The sequence below is a fragment of the Bradyrhizobium sp. CCGE-LA001 genome, from assembly GCF_000296215.2.
In the GTDB taxonomy this organism is placed as follows: Bacteria; Pseudomonadota; Alphaproteobacteria; order Rhizobiales; family Xanthobacteraceae; genus Bradyrhizobium.
Genome location: NZ_CP013949.1, coordinates 4,398,559 through 4,412,705 on the forward strand (window position 1 = coordinate 4,398,559; position 14,147 = coordinate 4,412,705).

The window sequence follows — 14,147 nt, forward strand, 5'->3', positions numbered from 1 at the left end:
GCCGCGTCAGACCATCATCATGACGGGGTTTTCGATCAGCTGCTTGAACGCGCCGATCAGCTCCGCGCCGAGGGCACCGTCAATGGCACGGTGATCGCAAGACAGGGTCACGCTCATCATGTGCGCGATCTCGATCTTGCCGCCGCGCACGACCGGACGCTCCTCGCTGGTACCAACGGCCAGAATGGTCGCGTGCGGCGGGTTGATCACCGCGGTGAAGTGGCTGATGCCGTACATGCCGAGATTGGAAACGGCGGTGGTGCCGCCCTGATATTCCTCGGGCTTCAATTTGCGGGACCGGGCGCGCGCGGCGAAATCCTTCATCTCGTTGGAGATGGTGGACAGCGTCTTGGTCTCCGCCTTGCGGATGATCGGCGTGATCAGGCCGCCGGGCATCGCGACGGCAACGCCGACGTCGGAATGGTGATGCTTGACCATGCCGCTTTCGGTCCAGCTGACGTTGCAGTTCGGAATCTTCTTCAGCGCGACCGCCATTGCCTTGATGACGAAGTCGTTGACCGAGATCTTGTAGAGCGGCTTCTTCTCCTTGTCCTTCGGCGCGGCCGCATTGATCTCCTCGCGCGCGGCGAGCAGCTTGCCGATGTCGCAGTCGATGGTGAGGTAGAAGTGCGGGACGTTCTGGATCGACGCGGTCAGGCGCTGCGCGATGGTGCGGCGCATGCCGTCATGCGGGACGATGTCGTAGGAGCCAGGCTCGAACAGCGACAGGATCTGCTTGTCCGACATGGTCGGCGCGATCGCGGGCGCGCCCGAGGGTGCAGCGGCCGGTGCCTTGAGGCCCTTGCCGGACTTGGCCTGCTCGACGTCGCGCGCGACCACGCGGCCGTGCGGGCCGGTGCCTGTGACCATGCCGACATCGATGCCGGCTTCCTTGGCGAGACGGCGTGCCAGCGGCGACGAAAACACGCGGCCGCCATGGCCGTTGCCCTGCGCGGCCGGTGCGGCGGCCTGCGGCGCGGGTGTCGCGGCCGGCGGCGGTGCTGCCTTTGTTGCTTCCTTGGGCGCGGCCGGTGCGGGCGCCGGCGCAGCAGCGGGAGCCTCAGCGGCCTTCTCGGCTTTCGGCGGAGCGGCCGAGGCGGTGGGCTTTGCGCTGCCTGCCGCCTTCACGTCCTCGCCCTCGCCGGCGAGCACCGCGATCACGTCGTTGACCGGAACGTCCTGCGTGCCCTCGGGAACCAGGATCTTGGCGATCGTGCCCTCGTCGATCGCCTCGACCTCCATAGTCGCCTTGTCGGTCTCGATCTCGGCGATGACGTCGCCGGATTTGACCTTGTCGCCTTCCTTCTTCAGCCACTTGGCGAGGTTGCCCTTCTCCATCGTCGGCGAGAGAGCGGGCATCAGGATGTTGATGGGCATGCTGACCTCAAGAAGAACTTTGCAAAACGTCGTCTCCGAAAGTGAAGACGAACAGACCGGGTTTAGTTGCCGATGTCGCCCTGCCACAGGCGCTCATTGGCAGGGATGGAACGCCAATTCTTCATCATGGTGATGGAGCGGTCGTCGGCAAGGTCGATCCAGGGAATGCCGAACTTGTCGAGGATATCCTTGGATCCTTCGAAGGTGACGGACTCGCCGATCACCACCAGCTTCACCTTGAACAGCCCGAGCGCGCCCGCGCACATCGAGCATGGCGACAACGTCGTGTACATGACCGTGTCGTGGAACGAGATCGCGCCGGCCTCGCGCAGGCAGCTCATCTCGCCATGAAGGATCGGATTGTTCTCCTGCACGCGGTTGTTGTGTCCGCGGGCGATGATCTTGTTGTCGCGCGTCAGCACGGCGCCGATCGGCAGGCCGCCTTGCGCGATCGAGGCTTCCGCCTCGCGGATCGCCTCCAGCATGAAATCGAAATGAAGGGATTCGATCGCCACAGTCAGTGTCCCTTGCCGCGCGGCGTCGTGGTGCCGGTGTCGGTCGGACGCTCGATCTCGGCCTGGAACATGTCGAGGATGCGGTTCAAGGCGTCCTCCTCGGTATATTCGCTCTCGCGCGCATAGGCGCGTGCGGCATGGCGGGCGAGATCGACGAGCAGCAGGCCCCACATGTCGGGCTCCTCGAAGGCGCGCTGAAACGCCATCGACAGCCCGCCGTCCAGCACGAACACGCGCAGGATCTCGACCGCATCGTCGCGGGTCATGACGTCGGGCGGCAGTGGCTGCTCCTTGGGGCCCGCCATGGATCTACCTGTAGCAGACGGCTTTAGCGGCCTCGACGACTTCCACCGCCGAGGGCAGCGCGAGCTTCTCCAGGTTCGCGGCGTAAGGCATCGGTACGTCCTTGCCGGAGACGCGCGCAACGGGCGCATCGAGATAATCGAAGGCGTTCTCCATGATCCGCGCGGCAATCTCGGCGCCGACGCCGCTCTGCGCCCAACCCTCTTCCACGGTGACGGCGCGACCGGTCTTCTTGACCGAGTTGATGATGGTCTCGGTGTCGAGCGGACGCAGCGTGCGCAGGTCGATCACCTCGGCCTCGATGCCGTCCTTGGCGAGCTCATCGGCGGCCTTCAGCGCATAGGTCATTCCATTCGACCAGGAGATGATCGTGACGTGGCTGCCAGCGCGTACGATGCGCGCCTTGCCGATCGGGATGACGAAGTCGTCGAGCTTCGGCACCTGGCCGGTGTGACCGTACAGCACCTCGTTCTCGAGGAAGATCACCGGATTGGGATCGCGGATCGCGGCCTTGAGCAGGCCCTTGGCGTCGGCGGCCGAATACGGCGCAACCACCTTGAGGCCGGGGATGTGCGAGTACCAGGCCGAATAGTCCTGGCTGTGCTGGGCGGCAACGCGCGCAGCGGCACCATTGGGCCCACGGAACACGATCGAGCAGCCCATCTGGCCGCCGGACATGTAGAGCGTCTTGGCCGCGGAGTTGATGATCTGATCGATCGCCTGCATGGCGAAGTTGAAGGTCATGAACTCGACGATCGGCTTGAGGCCCGTCATCGCGGCGCCGACACCGACGCCGGCAAAGCCGTGCTCGGTGATCGGCGTGTCGATCACGCGCTTGGCGCCGAACTCCTGGAGCAACCCTTGCGTGACCTTGTAGGCGCCCTGATATTCGGCGACCTCTTCGCCCATGACGAAGACGTCGGCATCGCGGCGCATCTCTTCCGCCATGGCATCGCGCAAGGCTTCGCGGATAGTCTGCGTCACCATCTCGGTGCCTTCAGGCACTTCCGGATCCGGCTCGGCAACGGCCTGCGGAGCGGGCGCAGCCTTCGGCGCTGGCGCTTCGGACTTCGCCGCTGCAGGCGGCGCCGACTCGGCAGCCTTCTCCTGCTTGGCCGGCGCGCTGGCCTTGGCGAGATCGGCGGCGCTCTCACCATCGGCGAGAATGGTCGCGATCGGCGTGTTCACCGCCACATCGGCGGTGCCCTCGGGGATCAGGATCTTGCCGAGCGTCCCCTCATCGGTCGCCTCGACCTCCATGGTCGCCTTGTCGGTCTCGATCTCGGCGATCACGTCGCCCGACTTGATCGGCTCGCCCTCTTTCTTCAGCCATTTGGCGAGGTTGCCCTTCTCCATCGTGGGCGACAACGCGGGCATCAGCACTTGAATTGGCATATCTTCTCCAAGGAAAGCTTGCGCGCGTTCAGCGGTAAACGTCGGTCCAGAGCTCGGCGGCATCCGGCTCGGGATCATGCTGGGCGAAATCGGCGGACGCGTTGACAATGTCGCGGACCTCGGCATCGATCGCCTTCAAATCCTGCTCGCTGACCTTGGCCGCGAGCAGGCGGTTGCGCACCTGCTCGATCGGATCCTGGTCGTGGCGGACCTTCTCGACCTCCTCGCGCGTGCGATATTTTGCAGGATCGGACATCGAGTGACCGCGGTAGCGATAGGTCTGCATCTCCAGGATGTAGGGGCCCTTGCCGGCGCGGCACCAGGCCGCCGCCTCCTCGCCCGCAGCCTTCACGGCGCGGACATCCATGCCGTCGACCTGTTTGCCCGGAATGTTGAATGACGCGCCGCGCTTGGAGAAATCCTGCTGCGCCGAGGCGCGCGAGACCGAGGTGCCCATGGCGTAGCGGTTGTTCTCGATGACGTAGATCACCGGCAGCTTCCAGAGCTCCGCCATGTTGAAGCTCTCATAGACCTGGCCCTGGTTGGCCGCGCCATCGCCGAAATAAGTGACGCTGACATTGTCGTTGTCGCGATAATGATTGGCGAAAGCGAGACCCGTGCCGAGCGAGACCTGCGCGCCAACGATGCCGTGGCCGCCGTAGAAGTGCTTCTCCTTGCTGAACATGTGCATGGAGCCGCCCTTGCCCTTGGAATAACCGCCGCGGCGGCCCGTGAGCTCGGCCATGACGCCGTTGGCGTCCATGCCGGTGGCGAGCATGTGACCGTGATCGCGATAGCCGGTGATGACCTGATCGCCCTCCTTCAGGGCCATCTGCATGCCGACCACCACGGCCTCCTGGCCGATATAGAGATGGCAGAAACCGCCGATTGCTCCCATGCCGTAGAGCTGGCCGGCCTTCTCCTCGAAGCGCCGGATCAGGAGCATGTCGCGCAGCGCCTTGAGCTCCTGCTCCTTCGTGAATTCCGGGGGCGACCCGCCATCGGTCTTGTCGTGTGGCGTGCTCGCGGCGGCTTTCTTGGGTGCGGCCATGGGAATTCCGGGTCAGAGAAAACTTTCGCCCTCTCTAACCCAAGTCAAACGCCCTTGGAAAGCACCGCGGCGACATGGCACGACTTTCATTATGCCGCACTGCAACGTGGTCGAAATATTGCAAAATGTTTGGCGCCGATCGGGCAACAAATCGATGGCCGGCGGGCGGACGCGCAGATTCGTGATCGCGTCAAGAAGCGTTGGGCCAACGCAGTCCTGACAATTGGAACGGACGGCGCCGAACTGGCGCCGCCCATGCCTCTTGCCCGATCAGAACGTGCCCGATCAGAAGAAGCCGAGCTTCTTCGGGCTGTAGCTGACCAGGAGGTTCTTGGTCTGCTGGTAGTGATCGAGCATCATCTTGTGGGTCTCGCGACCGACGCCCGACTGCTTGTAGCCGCCGAAGGCAGCATGCGCGGGATAGGCATGATAACAGTTGGTCCAGACCCGGCCGGCCTGGATCTCCCGGCCGAAACGGTAGCAGCGATTGGCATCACGGCTCCAGACGCCGGCGCCCAGGCCGTAGAGCGTGTCGTTGGCGATCGCGAGCGCCTCCTCGTCGGTCTTGAAGGTGGTGACCGAAACGACGGGACCGAAGATCTCCTCCTGGAAGATCCGCATCTTGTTGTGGCCCTCGAACACGGTCGGCTGCACGTAGAAGCCGCCGGCGAGATCACCCGCGAGCTCGGCACGTCCGCCGCCGGCCAGGACCTTGGCGCCCTCTTGCTTGCCGATGTCGATATAGGAGAGAATCTTGGAGAGCTGCTCGCCAGAGGCCTGGGCGCCGATCATGGTGGTGGCGTCGCGCGGATCGCCCTGCTTGATCGCGGCGACGCGCTTCAGCGCACGCTCCATGAAGCGGTCATAGATATCGGCGTGCACCAGCGCCCGGCTCGGACAGGTGCAGACCTCGCCCTGGTTCAGCGCGAACATGACGAAACCTTCGATCGCCTTGTCGAAGAAATCGTCGTCTTCGGCGGTGACGTCATTGAAGAAGATGTTCGGCGACTTGCCGCCGAGCTCCAGCGTGACGGGAATGAGGTTCTGGCTGGCATATTGCATGATCAGCCGGCCCGTCGAGGTCTCGCCGGTGAAGGCGATCTTGGCGATGCGCGGGCTCGAGGCGAGCGGCTTGCCGGCCTCGACGCCGAAACCGTTGACGATGTTGAGGACTCCCGGCGGCAGGATGTCGGCAATGATCTCGGCCCATACCATGATCGAGGCCGGAGTCTGCTCGGCGGGCTTGAGCACCACGCAATTGCCGGCGGCGAGCGCAGGCGCGAGCTTCCAGCAGGCCATCAGCAGCGGGAAGTTCCAGGGAATGATCTGGCCGACCACGCCGAGCGGCTCATGGAAATGATAGGCGATGGTATCGTGGTCGATCTCACCGATCGAGCCTTCCTGGGCGCGCACCACGCCGGCGAAATAACGGAAATGGTCGATGGCCAGCGGCAGGTCGGCGGCGCGGGTCTCGCGGATCGGCTTGCCGTTGTCCCAGGTCTCGGCGATGGCGAGACGCTCGAGGTTCTCTTCCATGCGGTCGGCGATCCGGTTCAGGACCGCGGCGCGCTCGGCGACGCTGGTGCGGCCCCAGGCCGCCTTGGCGGCATGCGCCGCGTCGAGGGCCGCCTCGACGTCCTGCGCGTCGGACCGCGCGATCTTGCAGACGATTTGGCCGGTCACCGGCGAGGCATTGTCGAAATACTTGCCCGAGATCGGCGCGACGAACTTGCCGCCGATGAAATTGTCATAGCGCTCTGCGAAGGGAACTTTGGTGACGCTGAGGAATTCCACCTTGTTCATTGTTCACTCCCGATGTTTGCTGTTTGCGCAATTCGTCGCGTGGTCGCGACTTGCGCAGACGATGATGCGGGAGGCGTTTTCTGTCAGCCCGGCCGGGGGCGATGGCGGAGCGGACCTGTCGCAGTTCTGCGACAGTCGTACTTGCCCGCTACGGGCGACGGACAATTAGGGTGTCAGGCGGCTTCCACCTCGTCATTGCGAGCGCAGCGAAGCAATCCAGAGTCCCTCCGCGGAAAGATTCTGGATTGCTTGGTCGCTTCGCTCCTCGCAATGACGGTTGAGGAACAGCGCCGGCTCAGTGCTTGATCCCGAACCGCTTCAACTTCCGGTGCAGCGTAGCGCGGCTGACGCCGAGGGCCTTGGCGGCCGCTGACACGTTGCCGTCGGCACGGAGCAGCGCCCGCTGCAACACCGCGCGCTGACCGCCGGCGAGATGGTCATGCGCGGGTTCGCCGCCGAGGAGATCGGCCGCGGGCACCGGCTGCAACGCCTTGCCGGGTGCGATCCCGAGTCCGATCCGGGCCGAGCGGGTCGCGCCGATCACGAGATCGTCCGCGTCCACCGCGAGCAGGCCGCTGCAACCTCCGTCCGGACCTCGCGTCAAGACGATGCGGGCATGGGCGAAGGCCCTGCGAAACAGGTCGGCCTCGATCCGCTTGGCCGCCTCGCCCGCCGCCAGCGCGATCAGGCTGGAGAACCCTTCGGTGCGGTCCGCGCGGCAGGAGGAGACATCGAGCACGCCCGCGAGCGCCGCCTCATGGTCGTAGACCGGAACGGCCGTGCAGCTCAAAAGCGTGTTGCGGGTGAAGAAGTGCTGGTCACGATCGATCGTCAGCGGGCGCTGCTCGACCAGACAGGTGCCGATGCCGTTGGTGCCTTCGTGCTCCTCGCTCCAGAGCGCGCCGGTCCACAGGCCCCAGGATTGAAACGTCGCATCGTCCGCAGGCGTGCCGCGACGATCGACCGGCACTCCCTCGCCGTCCGCGAGGAGCACGCAGCAGCCGCTGGCACCGACGGCCTGATACAGCCGGTCCATCGCACCTTGCGCGGCCGCCAGCAGCGGCGCGACGCGCTCGCGGGCTTGACCGAGCTCTGTTTCGGTGAGCCGCATCGGCGAGCTGCGGCCTCCGGGATCGAGATGATGCAATCGGGACGAACGACGCCACGAAGCCACGAGCGCGGACCGGGCGGCTTGGCCGGACGCGATGGCAGCCTCGACGCGGGCCGCGTGATGCGGGGGCATTGACCCATTCATCACTGTTTCCTCCGGAAAGCAGCCTAAGCCATGCCGCCATGGCCCGGTTGATCTGCGTCAATCCGGGCGACAGCGACCGAAGCCATGAGCCCCTGCTGCGGCGCCGTCAAGGCAGCCGGCAGCCTCTTGGCCTACGACTTTCGGTAACAGTGCGGTGCGCGGCCGGCGGCAATCCGCAGCCACTTTCGATAGCGGTTTCGAATGCAGCGAGAACGCTATTTCGCCGGGATCATCCGAACGAGATCATGCGGATTGACATAGTCCAGCTGATAGCGCGCCCGCTCGTCCAGCATGTCAGGATCGATCCGCGACGTGCGCAGCAACGAGACGCGCTGCTCGCTCCTGGCGCGCTCGCGCTTGAGCTGCGCCAACTCGCTGGTCAGCGCGATGATCTCCTGATCCAGCTCCTGGCGGGCATTGAGGCCATATTTGCCGGTGTAGGCGTTGACGCCGAAATAGCCGACGATGGCCGCTGCCATGGCATAGAGGGCAAGGCCGGTCAGGATCGATTTCAGGCGCGCGCGGGAGACCATCCTGGGAAGATGCGGCAGGTTGGTTAAGGGAGTGCTAATTACCCCTGACCGGATATCTCCTCGTCATGCCCGGGCTCGTCCCGGGCATCCACGTTCTTCGTCGCTGACGCCAAGACGTGGATGGCCGGGACAAGCCCGGCCATGACGAACAGTTGAGCAAGTATCGGCGGAAACGCCTCAGCCGTGGTGCTTCGCGACGTGCGCGGCGAAGGCGTCGACATAGGCCTGGAGCACGGGCTTGAGCGACTCCTTGGTCAGATTGCCCTCCGCATCGAAAGCGTCGCCGACGGCGTTCAGATAGGTCTCGGGCTGCTGGAGGATCGGACCGGAGATGCCCGGCAGGATCGTCTGCAGATGCTTGGCCGCGCTGACCCCGCCGAGCGGCCCCGGCGAGTTCGAGACGATGCCGACCGGCTTGCCGAGCAACGAGCTCTTGCCATAGGGCCGCGAGGCGACGTCGATGGCATTCTTGAGCACACCCGGAATCGAGCGATTGTATTCCGGCGAGACGAAGATGACGCCGTCCGACTTCTGAAGCTTCTCGCGGAAGGCCAGCCAGTCCGCAGGCGGCGCGCCCTCGAGGTCCTGGTTGAAGAACGAGATGCCGGCCGGCGTGATCACCTCGAGCTTGAGTGAGGCCGGTGCGAGCTTGGCGAGCGCATTGGCGATCTTGAGCGAGAAGCTGTCCTTGCGCAGGCTGCCGGCGATCACGACGATGTTGTAGGCCATGGGGTGTCCTCGGGGGCTGGAGCGGGAGTGCCGGGGCGGCACTTAAGCGATCCGGCGCATTCGATGCAAGTGCATGAACCGGATCGATTTGGAAACGCTGTGTTTCGCGAAAGCGGATGTTGCCTAAAACATTCGGGCCGCCAAGCGGCGGCCCGAACTCTTTCGCATACGTCTAACCCAGATCAGATCGTCGGATTCCATGCCGACGGGATCAGGCGATATTTGGCGCCGTCCTTTACGACATGACCGACCGAGGGGAAGGTGAAGTGGAAGCCGATCACGGTCGCCTTCTCGGCCGCCGCCATGTCGTAGAATTTGTGGCGCGTGGCCTGCGCCATCGCGGCGTCGTAGTCGAACATCACGTGCCAGTCCGGATTGCGCAGGAAGAATTCCGGGATGTTGGTGACGTCGGACTGGATCAGGACCTTGGCATCGCCCGATGCGACCGCGAACGAGGTATGGCCGGGCGTGTGGCCCGGCGTCGCGATCGAGGTGATGCCGGGTGCAACTTCCTTGCCCGCTTCGAACTTGGTGACCTTGGACTCGAGACCGGAAAAGGTCTTCTTCACGCTGGCGAAATAGTTCTTCATCATCGGATTGGACTCGGCCTTGGCGGCGTTGTCCTCGCTGGTCCAGAACTCCCAATCCTTGCCCGGCACCATGATCTCCGCGTTCGGGAAGGCGAGCGCGCCGTCGGCGAGACGGATGCCGTTGATGTGATCAGGGTGCAAATGCGACAGCAGCACGACGTCGATGGTCTTGGGATCGACCCCGGCAGCCTGCAGATTTTGCATCAAGCGGCCGACGGCACCCTTGCTCCCCTCGAAATTCGCGATGCCGTTGCCGGTATCGATCAGCACCAGCTTGGAGCCGGTGTTGATGAGTTGCGGGTTGAACGGGACGGTGACCATGCCCTTGGGCATGTAGGCCGCCTCGCCAGCAGCCAGCGCCTCCTCTTTCGGAACATTGGCGACGAACTTGTCCGGCATCGGAAAGGTGCGCGCGCCGTCATTGACCGAGGTGCATTCGAGGCTGCCCACCTTGTAGCGATAGAAGCCCGGCGCCTGCGCCCCGGCTTGGGGCGCTGCGGCATTGGCGGTCATGGTCCCAAGCCCGGTAACGGCAGCCGCGCCCATGGCGGCGGCGCCTGCGAGCAGGTGACGGCGATTGAGATCGGTCATGGAATTCCCTTCTGAGCCCCTGCGGATTTTCCGCTTTCAACGACGGCGGGAATAATCCCCGGCTTCGCTCGGAAGGCAAGACCTTCTTTGGGTGACGTGCCGTCGCACGCCGCCATTATTTATTTGGGTTGATGAGGAATTTTTCGCCGGTGGCACGTTTGGCGTAGACCGCGATGTTGGCGGGATCGAGCACCTCGGGCAGCGAGACCACCTTGGTGTAGTGACTGGCGAAGGTGGTCTTGAGCTCGGAGGCGACGCGCTGGCGCAGGCGACCGATCTCGGCCGGGCCGATGTTCTGGAGGAACGGCGTGAGCAGCCAGCCGCCGACACCCCAGCTGAGGCCGAAAGAGCGGTTCAGCTCGGTCGGGCGCGTGTCGAGGCTGCCATAGATGTAGACGTGCTTGTACACGTTAGAGCCGTAGCGACTGTACTCCTTCGCGGTCTTGTTGGCCGCAATCTCCATGGCCGCCAGGATCTGGCTCGCCAACTTGCCGCCGCCGATGGCGTCGAAGGCAATCGTGGCGCCGGTCTCGACCAGCGCATTGGTGAGATCGTCCATGAAGCTCGCCGCGCTGGAATCCACAACGTGCCTGGCGCCGATCTTGTGCAGGATCTCCGCCTGCTCCTTGTTCCTGACGATGTTGACGAGAGCGATCCCGTCCTTGATGCAGATCTTGTTCAGCATCTGGCCGAGATTGGAGGCAGCCGCGGTGTGCACGAGAGCCTTGTGGTTCTCCCGCCGCATCGTCTCGGTCATGCCGAGCGCGGTCAGCGGATTGACGAACCAGGAGGCGCCATCCGCGGCCGTGGTGCCCTCAGGCAGCTCCATGACGTCGCGGACCTTCAGCACGCGATATTGCGTGTACATCGCCCCGCCGATCATCGACACCGTCTTGCCCATCAGCGCCTTTGCCGAATCCGACGAGCCGGCCCCGATCACCGTGCCGGCGCCCTCATTGCCGACCGGCAGAGACTGGTCGAACCGCGCCCCCATCATCCGCATCGCCGCCTCCGGCATCTGGGCGGTGATGATCGGCATCTCCTTGGTGCCGGAGGCCTTCGCCGCCGACATGTCGGCGGGTCCAATCAGGAGCCCGAGGTCGGAAGGGTTGATCGGGGTCGCCTCGACGCGAACCACGACCTCGTCATCGGCCGGCTCTGGCGTCGGGACATTCACGAGGGACAGTTCCAGCTCACCGCTCTTCTTCAGCAGCGAACGCAGTTGTAGTCCGGTCTTGCCGTCGCTCATGTCGATCCTCCCTGTCCGTCTTTCGCAGTCGAGGCGCCGGCTTACGCAAGCGCCTTCAGTGCCGCCTTGCCGCCGTAGAGCGCCTGCTTGCCGAGTTGCTGCTCGATGCGCAGGAGCTGGTTGTATTTGGCGGTGCGATCGGACCGCGCAAGGGAGCCGGTCTTGATCTGACCGCAGTTCGTGGCAACCGCAAGATCGGCGATGGTGGAATCCTCGGTCTCGCCCGAGCGGTGCGACATCACCGAGGTGTAGCCGGCCTTGTGCGCCATCTCGACGGCGGCGAGCGTCTCGGTCAGCGTGCCGATCTGGTTGACCTTGATCAGGATCGAGTTGGCCCGGCCGGCCTTGATGCCTTCGGCGAGACGCTTGACGTTGGTGACGAAGAGATCGTCGCCGACGAGCTGGCACTTCTTGCCGATGAGGTCGGTGAGCTCCTTCCAGCCGTCCATGTCGTCTTCCGACATGCCGTCCTCGATGGTGACGATCGGATAGCGCGCGACGAGGTCCGCGAGGTACTTGGCCTGCTCGGAGATCGAGCGGGTTTTGCCCTCGCCTTCATAGACATACTTGCCGCCCTTAAAGAACTCGGTCGAGGCGCAGTCGAGGCCGAGCACGATGTCGGAGCCCGCCTTGAAGCCGGCCTTGCCGATCGCGTTCATGACGAAGTCGAGCGCGGCATCCGCCGACGGCAGGTTCGGGGCGAAGCCGCCCTCGTCGCCGACATTGGTGTTGTGGCCGGCTTTCTTCAATTCGGACTTCAGCGTGTGGAACACCTCCGCACCGTAGCGCAGGCCCTCGGCGAAGGACGATGCGCCGACGGGCAGGATCATGAACTCCTGGAAGTCGATCGGGTTGTCGGCATGCACGCCGCCATTGATGATGTTCATCATCGGCACCGGCAACAGACGCGCGGAGGTGCCGCCAACATAGCGATAGAGCGGCATGTCGAGCGAGTTCGCGGCCGCTTTGGCGCAGGCGAGCGAGACGCCGAGGATGGCGTTGGCCCCGAGCCGGCTCTTGTTCGCCGTGCCGTCGAGATCGATCATGATCTGGTCGATCTGGGCCTGCTGCTCGACATCGAGACCACTCAGGGCCTCGAAAATCTCGCCGTTGACGGCGCCGACCGCCTTGGTGACGCCCTTGCCGAGATAGCGGGCCTTGTCGCCGTCGCGCAATTCCACCGCCTCATGGGCTCCGGTCGAGGCGCCCGACGGCACCGCGGCGCGGCCGAGCGCACCGTCTTCCAACACCACATCGACCTCGACGGTGGGATTACCCCGGCTATCCAGGATTTCGCGGCCGATGATGTCGATGATGGCGGTCATGAGAGCCTCATTTCGGGAAACAAAGGGGCAGTTGGCGGTGCTTCTACCGCAATGCATCGACGCGGAAAAGGCCGGGTGACGGCCGCCCGATGATTGGCTAAGAGGGCCGCACGGAGGCGGCCGAATGTCGAAAAAACCCAGCAAATCGAACAAGTCCCCTGCCAAGCCAGCTTCATTGCAGCTTGGCCGCGCCGTGGAATGGCCGGATGCGCCTGAAAAAGCCAAGCTCGACCGCGTGCCGAATCCGCAAGAAGGCACGGATTATCTGGTGCGTTTCACCGTGCCGGAATTCACCTCGCTCTGCCCGGTCACGGGCCAGCCGGATTTCGCGCATCTGATGATCGACTACGCGCCGGGCCAGTGGCTGCTGGAGTCAAAATCGCTCAAACTCTACATCGCAAGCTTCCGCAATCACGGCGCCTTCCACGAGGACTGCACCGTGATGATCGGCAAGCGCATCGCCAGCGAGATCAAGCCGAAATGGCTGCGCATCGGCGGCTATTGGTATCCGCGCGGCGGCATCCCGATCGACGTATTCTGGCAGACCGGCCGCGTACCGAAGGGAATGTGGGTGCCCGAGCAAGGCGTCGCGCCTTATCGCGGGCGGGGCTAGGAGGAGAAAAACAACAATGAAATGGATGCCAGCAACACTCCGCAACCTTGCTCTGGGTCTTCTGGCTGTCCTGTGGCTCAGCGGCGCGTCCGATGCTGCCGAGGTTCGGGTGATGATCTCGGGCGGACTGACGGCTGCTTACAAGGTGCTCGTGCCGGAATTCGAGAAGGCCACCGGCAACAAGGTGCTGACGGAATATGGGCCGTCGATGGGCACGACCGCGAACGCCATCCCGGTGCGGCTCGAACGCGGCGAGCCGGCCGATGTCCTGATCATGGTGGGCTATGCCCTCAACGATCTCGCCAGCAAGGGCAAGGTCGTTGCCGGCAGCCAGGTCGATCTGACCAGGTCCCCGATCGGGATCGCCGTGAAAGCGGGCGCGCCGAAGCCGGACATCAGCTCCGTGGAAACGGTGAAGCGCGCGCTGCTGGCGGCGAAGACGATCGCCTATTCCGACAGCGCCAGCGGCGTCTACGTCTCGACCGAGATGTTCGACAAGCTCGGCATTGCCGACGCCATGAAGGACAAGGCGCGCAAGATTCCGGCAACGCCTGTCGGCGAGACCGTCGCGCATGGCGAGGCCGAGCTCGGCTTCCAGCAGATCAGCGAGCTGAAGCCCGTCAAGGGCATCGACATCGTCGGACCGCTGCCGAGCGAGTTGCAGAAGATCACGATCTTTTCCGCCGGAATTGCGACCGGTTCGAAGGAGCCCGAGGCAGGCCGGGCCTTGATCAAGTTCCTGGCCTCCCCGGCTGCGCGCGAGGCGATCATTGCGAGCGGCATGGAGCCGATCCAGGCTCTCGGGTCAAAATAGCCAA

Annotated in this window: 14 protein-coding genes; 2 read left to right on the top strand and 12 right to left on the bottom strand. The window is 64.3% G+C overall.

Annotated features, from left to right (window positions below; genetic code table 11):
- Positions 1-6 precede the first annotated feature (6 nt).
- The 12 genes from BCCGELA001_RS20355 to eno all read right to left on the bottom strand — a co-directional run bounded on the left by BCCGELA001_RS20355 (position 7) and on the right by eno (position 12,716).
- On the bottom strand, positions 7-1,377 hold the full coding sequence (locus BCCGELA001_RS20355) for a pyruvate dehydrogenase complex dihydrolipoamide acetyltransferase (RefSeq protein ID WP_060736159.1): 1,371 nt from the start codon (positions 1,375-1,377) through the stop codon (positions 7-9).
- Positions 1,378-1,439: 62 nt separating this feature from the next.
- Entirely contained in the window at positions 1,440-1,892 is a 453-nt protein-coding gene (locus tag BCCGELA001_RS20360; RefSeq protein WP_008547331.1) for a nucleoside deaminase, read from the bottom strand.
- Positions 1,893-1,894: 2 nt separating this feature from the next.
- Positions 1,895-2,197 carry a DUF5076 domain-containing protein gene (locus BCCGELA001_RS20365; RefSeq protein WP_008547332.1) on the bottom strand — a complete coding sequence of 101 codons (303 nt, stop codon included), beginning with the start codon at positions 2,195-2,197 and terminating at the stop codon, positions 1,895-1,897.
- 4 nt (positions 2,198-2,201) lie between these two features.
- Entirely contained in the window at positions 2,202-3,590 is a 1,389-nt protein-coding gene (locus tag BCCGELA001_RS20370; RefSeq protein ID WP_008547333.1) for a pyruvate dehydrogenase complex E1 component subunit beta, read from the bottom strand.
- A 28-nt stretch (positions 3,591-3,618) separates the two neighbouring features.
- Complete coding sequence (pdhA, locus tag BCCGELA001_RS20375) at positions 3,619-4,641, bottom strand: pyruvate dehydrogenase (acetyl-transferring) E1 component subunit alpha (RefSeq protein ID WP_008547334.1); 1,023 nt, start codon at positions 4,639-4,641, stop codon at positions 3,619-3,621.
- Between the two features lie 285 nt (positions 4,642-4,926).
- A complete protein-coding gene (adh, locus tag BCCGELA001_RS20380; RefSeq protein WP_008547335.1) occupies positions 4,927-6,444 on the bottom strand; it encodes an aldehyde dehydrogenase in 1,518 nt (505 codons plus the stop codon).
- Between the two features lie 295 nt (positions 6,445-6,739).
- Positions 6,740-7,699, bottom strand: a complete 960-nt coding sequence (locus BCCGELA001_RS20385) for a helix-turn-helix domain-containing protein (protein WP_060736160.1) — start codon at positions 7,697-7,699, stop codon at positions 6,740-6,742.
- A gap of 215 nt (positions 7,700-7,914) precedes the next feature.
- Positions 7,915-8,232 (bottom strand): FtsB family cell division protein, encoded by a 318-nt coding sequence (locus BCCGELA001_RS20390; protein ID WP_008567889.1) that lies wholly within the window; start codon positions 8,230-8,232, stop codon positions 7,915-7,917.
- Positions 8,233-8,409: 177 nt separating this feature from the next.
- Positions 8,410-8,961: an NADPH-dependent FMN reductase gene (locus tag BCCGELA001_RS20395; protein WP_060736161.1), complete on the bottom strand. Its 552-nt coding sequence runs from the start codon at positions 8,959-8,961 to the stop codon at positions 8,410-8,412.
- A 182-nt stretch (positions 8,962-9,143) separates the two neighbouring features.
- On the bottom strand, positions 9,144-10,142 hold the full coding sequence (locus BCCGELA001_RS20400) for an MBL fold metallo-hydrolase (RefSeq protein WP_008547338.1): 999 nt from the start codon (positions 10,140-10,142) through the stop codon (positions 9,144-9,146).
- Positions 10,143-10,257: 115 nt separating this feature from the next.
- Positions 10,258-11,391, bottom strand: coding sequence for a zinc-binding dehydrogenase (locus tag BCCGELA001_RS20405; RefSeq protein ID WP_060736162.1), 1,134 nt, complete (start codon positions 11,389-11,391; stop codon positions 10,258-10,260).
- Between the two features lie 41 nt (positions 11,392-11,432).
- Entirely contained in the window at positions 11,433-12,716 is a 1,284-nt protein-coding gene (eno, locus tag BCCGELA001_RS20410; protein ID WP_008547341.1) for a phosphopyruvate hydratase, read from the bottom strand.
- Positions 12,717-12,840: 124 nt separating this feature from the next.
- Here eno and queF point away from each other — a divergent pair, with 124 nt between their 5' ends.
- Positions 12,841-13,329, top strand: a complete 489-nt coding sequence (gene queF / locus BCCGELA001_RS20415) for a preQ(1) synthase (RefSeq protein ID WP_060736163.1) — start codon at positions 12,841-12,843, stop codon at positions 13,327-13,329.
- A 16-nt stretch (positions 13,330-13,345) separates the two neighbouring features.
- A complete protein-coding gene (locus tag BCCGELA001_RS20420) occupies positions 13,346-14,143 on the top strand; it encodes a substrate-binding domain-containing protein (RefSeq protein ID WP_144441388.1) in 798 nt (265 codons plus the stop codon).
- Positions 14,144-14,147 lie beyond the last annotated feature (4 nt).

Excerpts from the sequence above, each read along its gene's own strand:
- BCCGELA001_RS20370 (WP_008547333.1), bottom strand. The coding sequence starts at position 3,590 with ATGCCAATTCAAGTGCTGATGCCCGCGTTGTCGCCCACGATGGAGAAG.
- pdhA (WP_008547334.1), bottom strand. The coding sequence starts at position 4,641 with ATGGCCGCACCCAAGAAAGCCGCCGCGAGCACGCCACACGACAAGACC.
- BCCGELA001_RS20420 (WP_144441388.1), top strand. The coding sequence starts at position 13,346 with ATGAAATGGATGCCAGCAACACTCCGCAACCTTGCTCTGGGTCTTCTG.
- eno (WP_008547341.1), bottom strand. The coding sequence starts at position 12,716 with ATGACCGCCATCATCGACATCATCGGCCGCGAAATCCTGGATAGCCGG.
- BCCGELA001_RS20355 (WP_060736159.1), bottom strand. The coding sequence starts at position 1,377 with ATGCCCATCAACATCCTGATGCCCGCTCTCTCGCCGACGATGGAGAAG.
- BCCGELA001_RS20405 (WP_060736162.1), bottom strand. The coding sequence starts at position 11,391 with ATGAGCGACGGCAAGACCGGACTACAACTGCGTTCGCTGCTGAAGAAG.
- BCCGELA001_RS20390 (WP_008567889.1), bottom strand. The coding sequence starts at position 8,232 with ATGGTCTCCCGCGCGCGCCTGAAATCGATCCTGACCGGCCTTGCCCTC.
- BCCGELA001_RS20365 (WP_008547332.1), bottom strand. The coding sequence starts at position 2,197 with ATGGCGGGCCCCAAGGAGCAGCCACTGCCGCCCGACGTCATGACCCGC.
- queF (WP_060736163.1), top strand. The coding sequence starts at position 12,841 with ATGTCGAAAAAACCCAGCAAATCGAACAAGTCCCCTGCCAAGCCAGCT.
- adh (WP_008547335.1), bottom strand. The coding sequence starts at position 6,444 with ATGAACAAGGTGGAATTCCTCAGCGTCACCAAAGTTCCCTTCGCAGAG.
- BCCGELA001_RS20385 (WP_060736160.1), bottom strand. The coding sequence starts at position 7,699 with ATGAATGGGTCAATGCCCCCGCATCACGCGGCCCGCGTCGAGGCTGCC.
- BCCGELA001_RS20395 (WP_060736161.1), bottom strand. The coding sequence starts at position 8,961 with ATGGCCTACAACATCGTCGTGATCGCCGGCAGCCTGCGCAAGGACAGC.
- BCCGELA001_RS20400 (WP_008547338.1), bottom strand. The coding sequence starts at position 10,142 with ATGACCGATCTCAATCGCCGTCACCTGCTCGCAGGCGCCGCCGCCATG.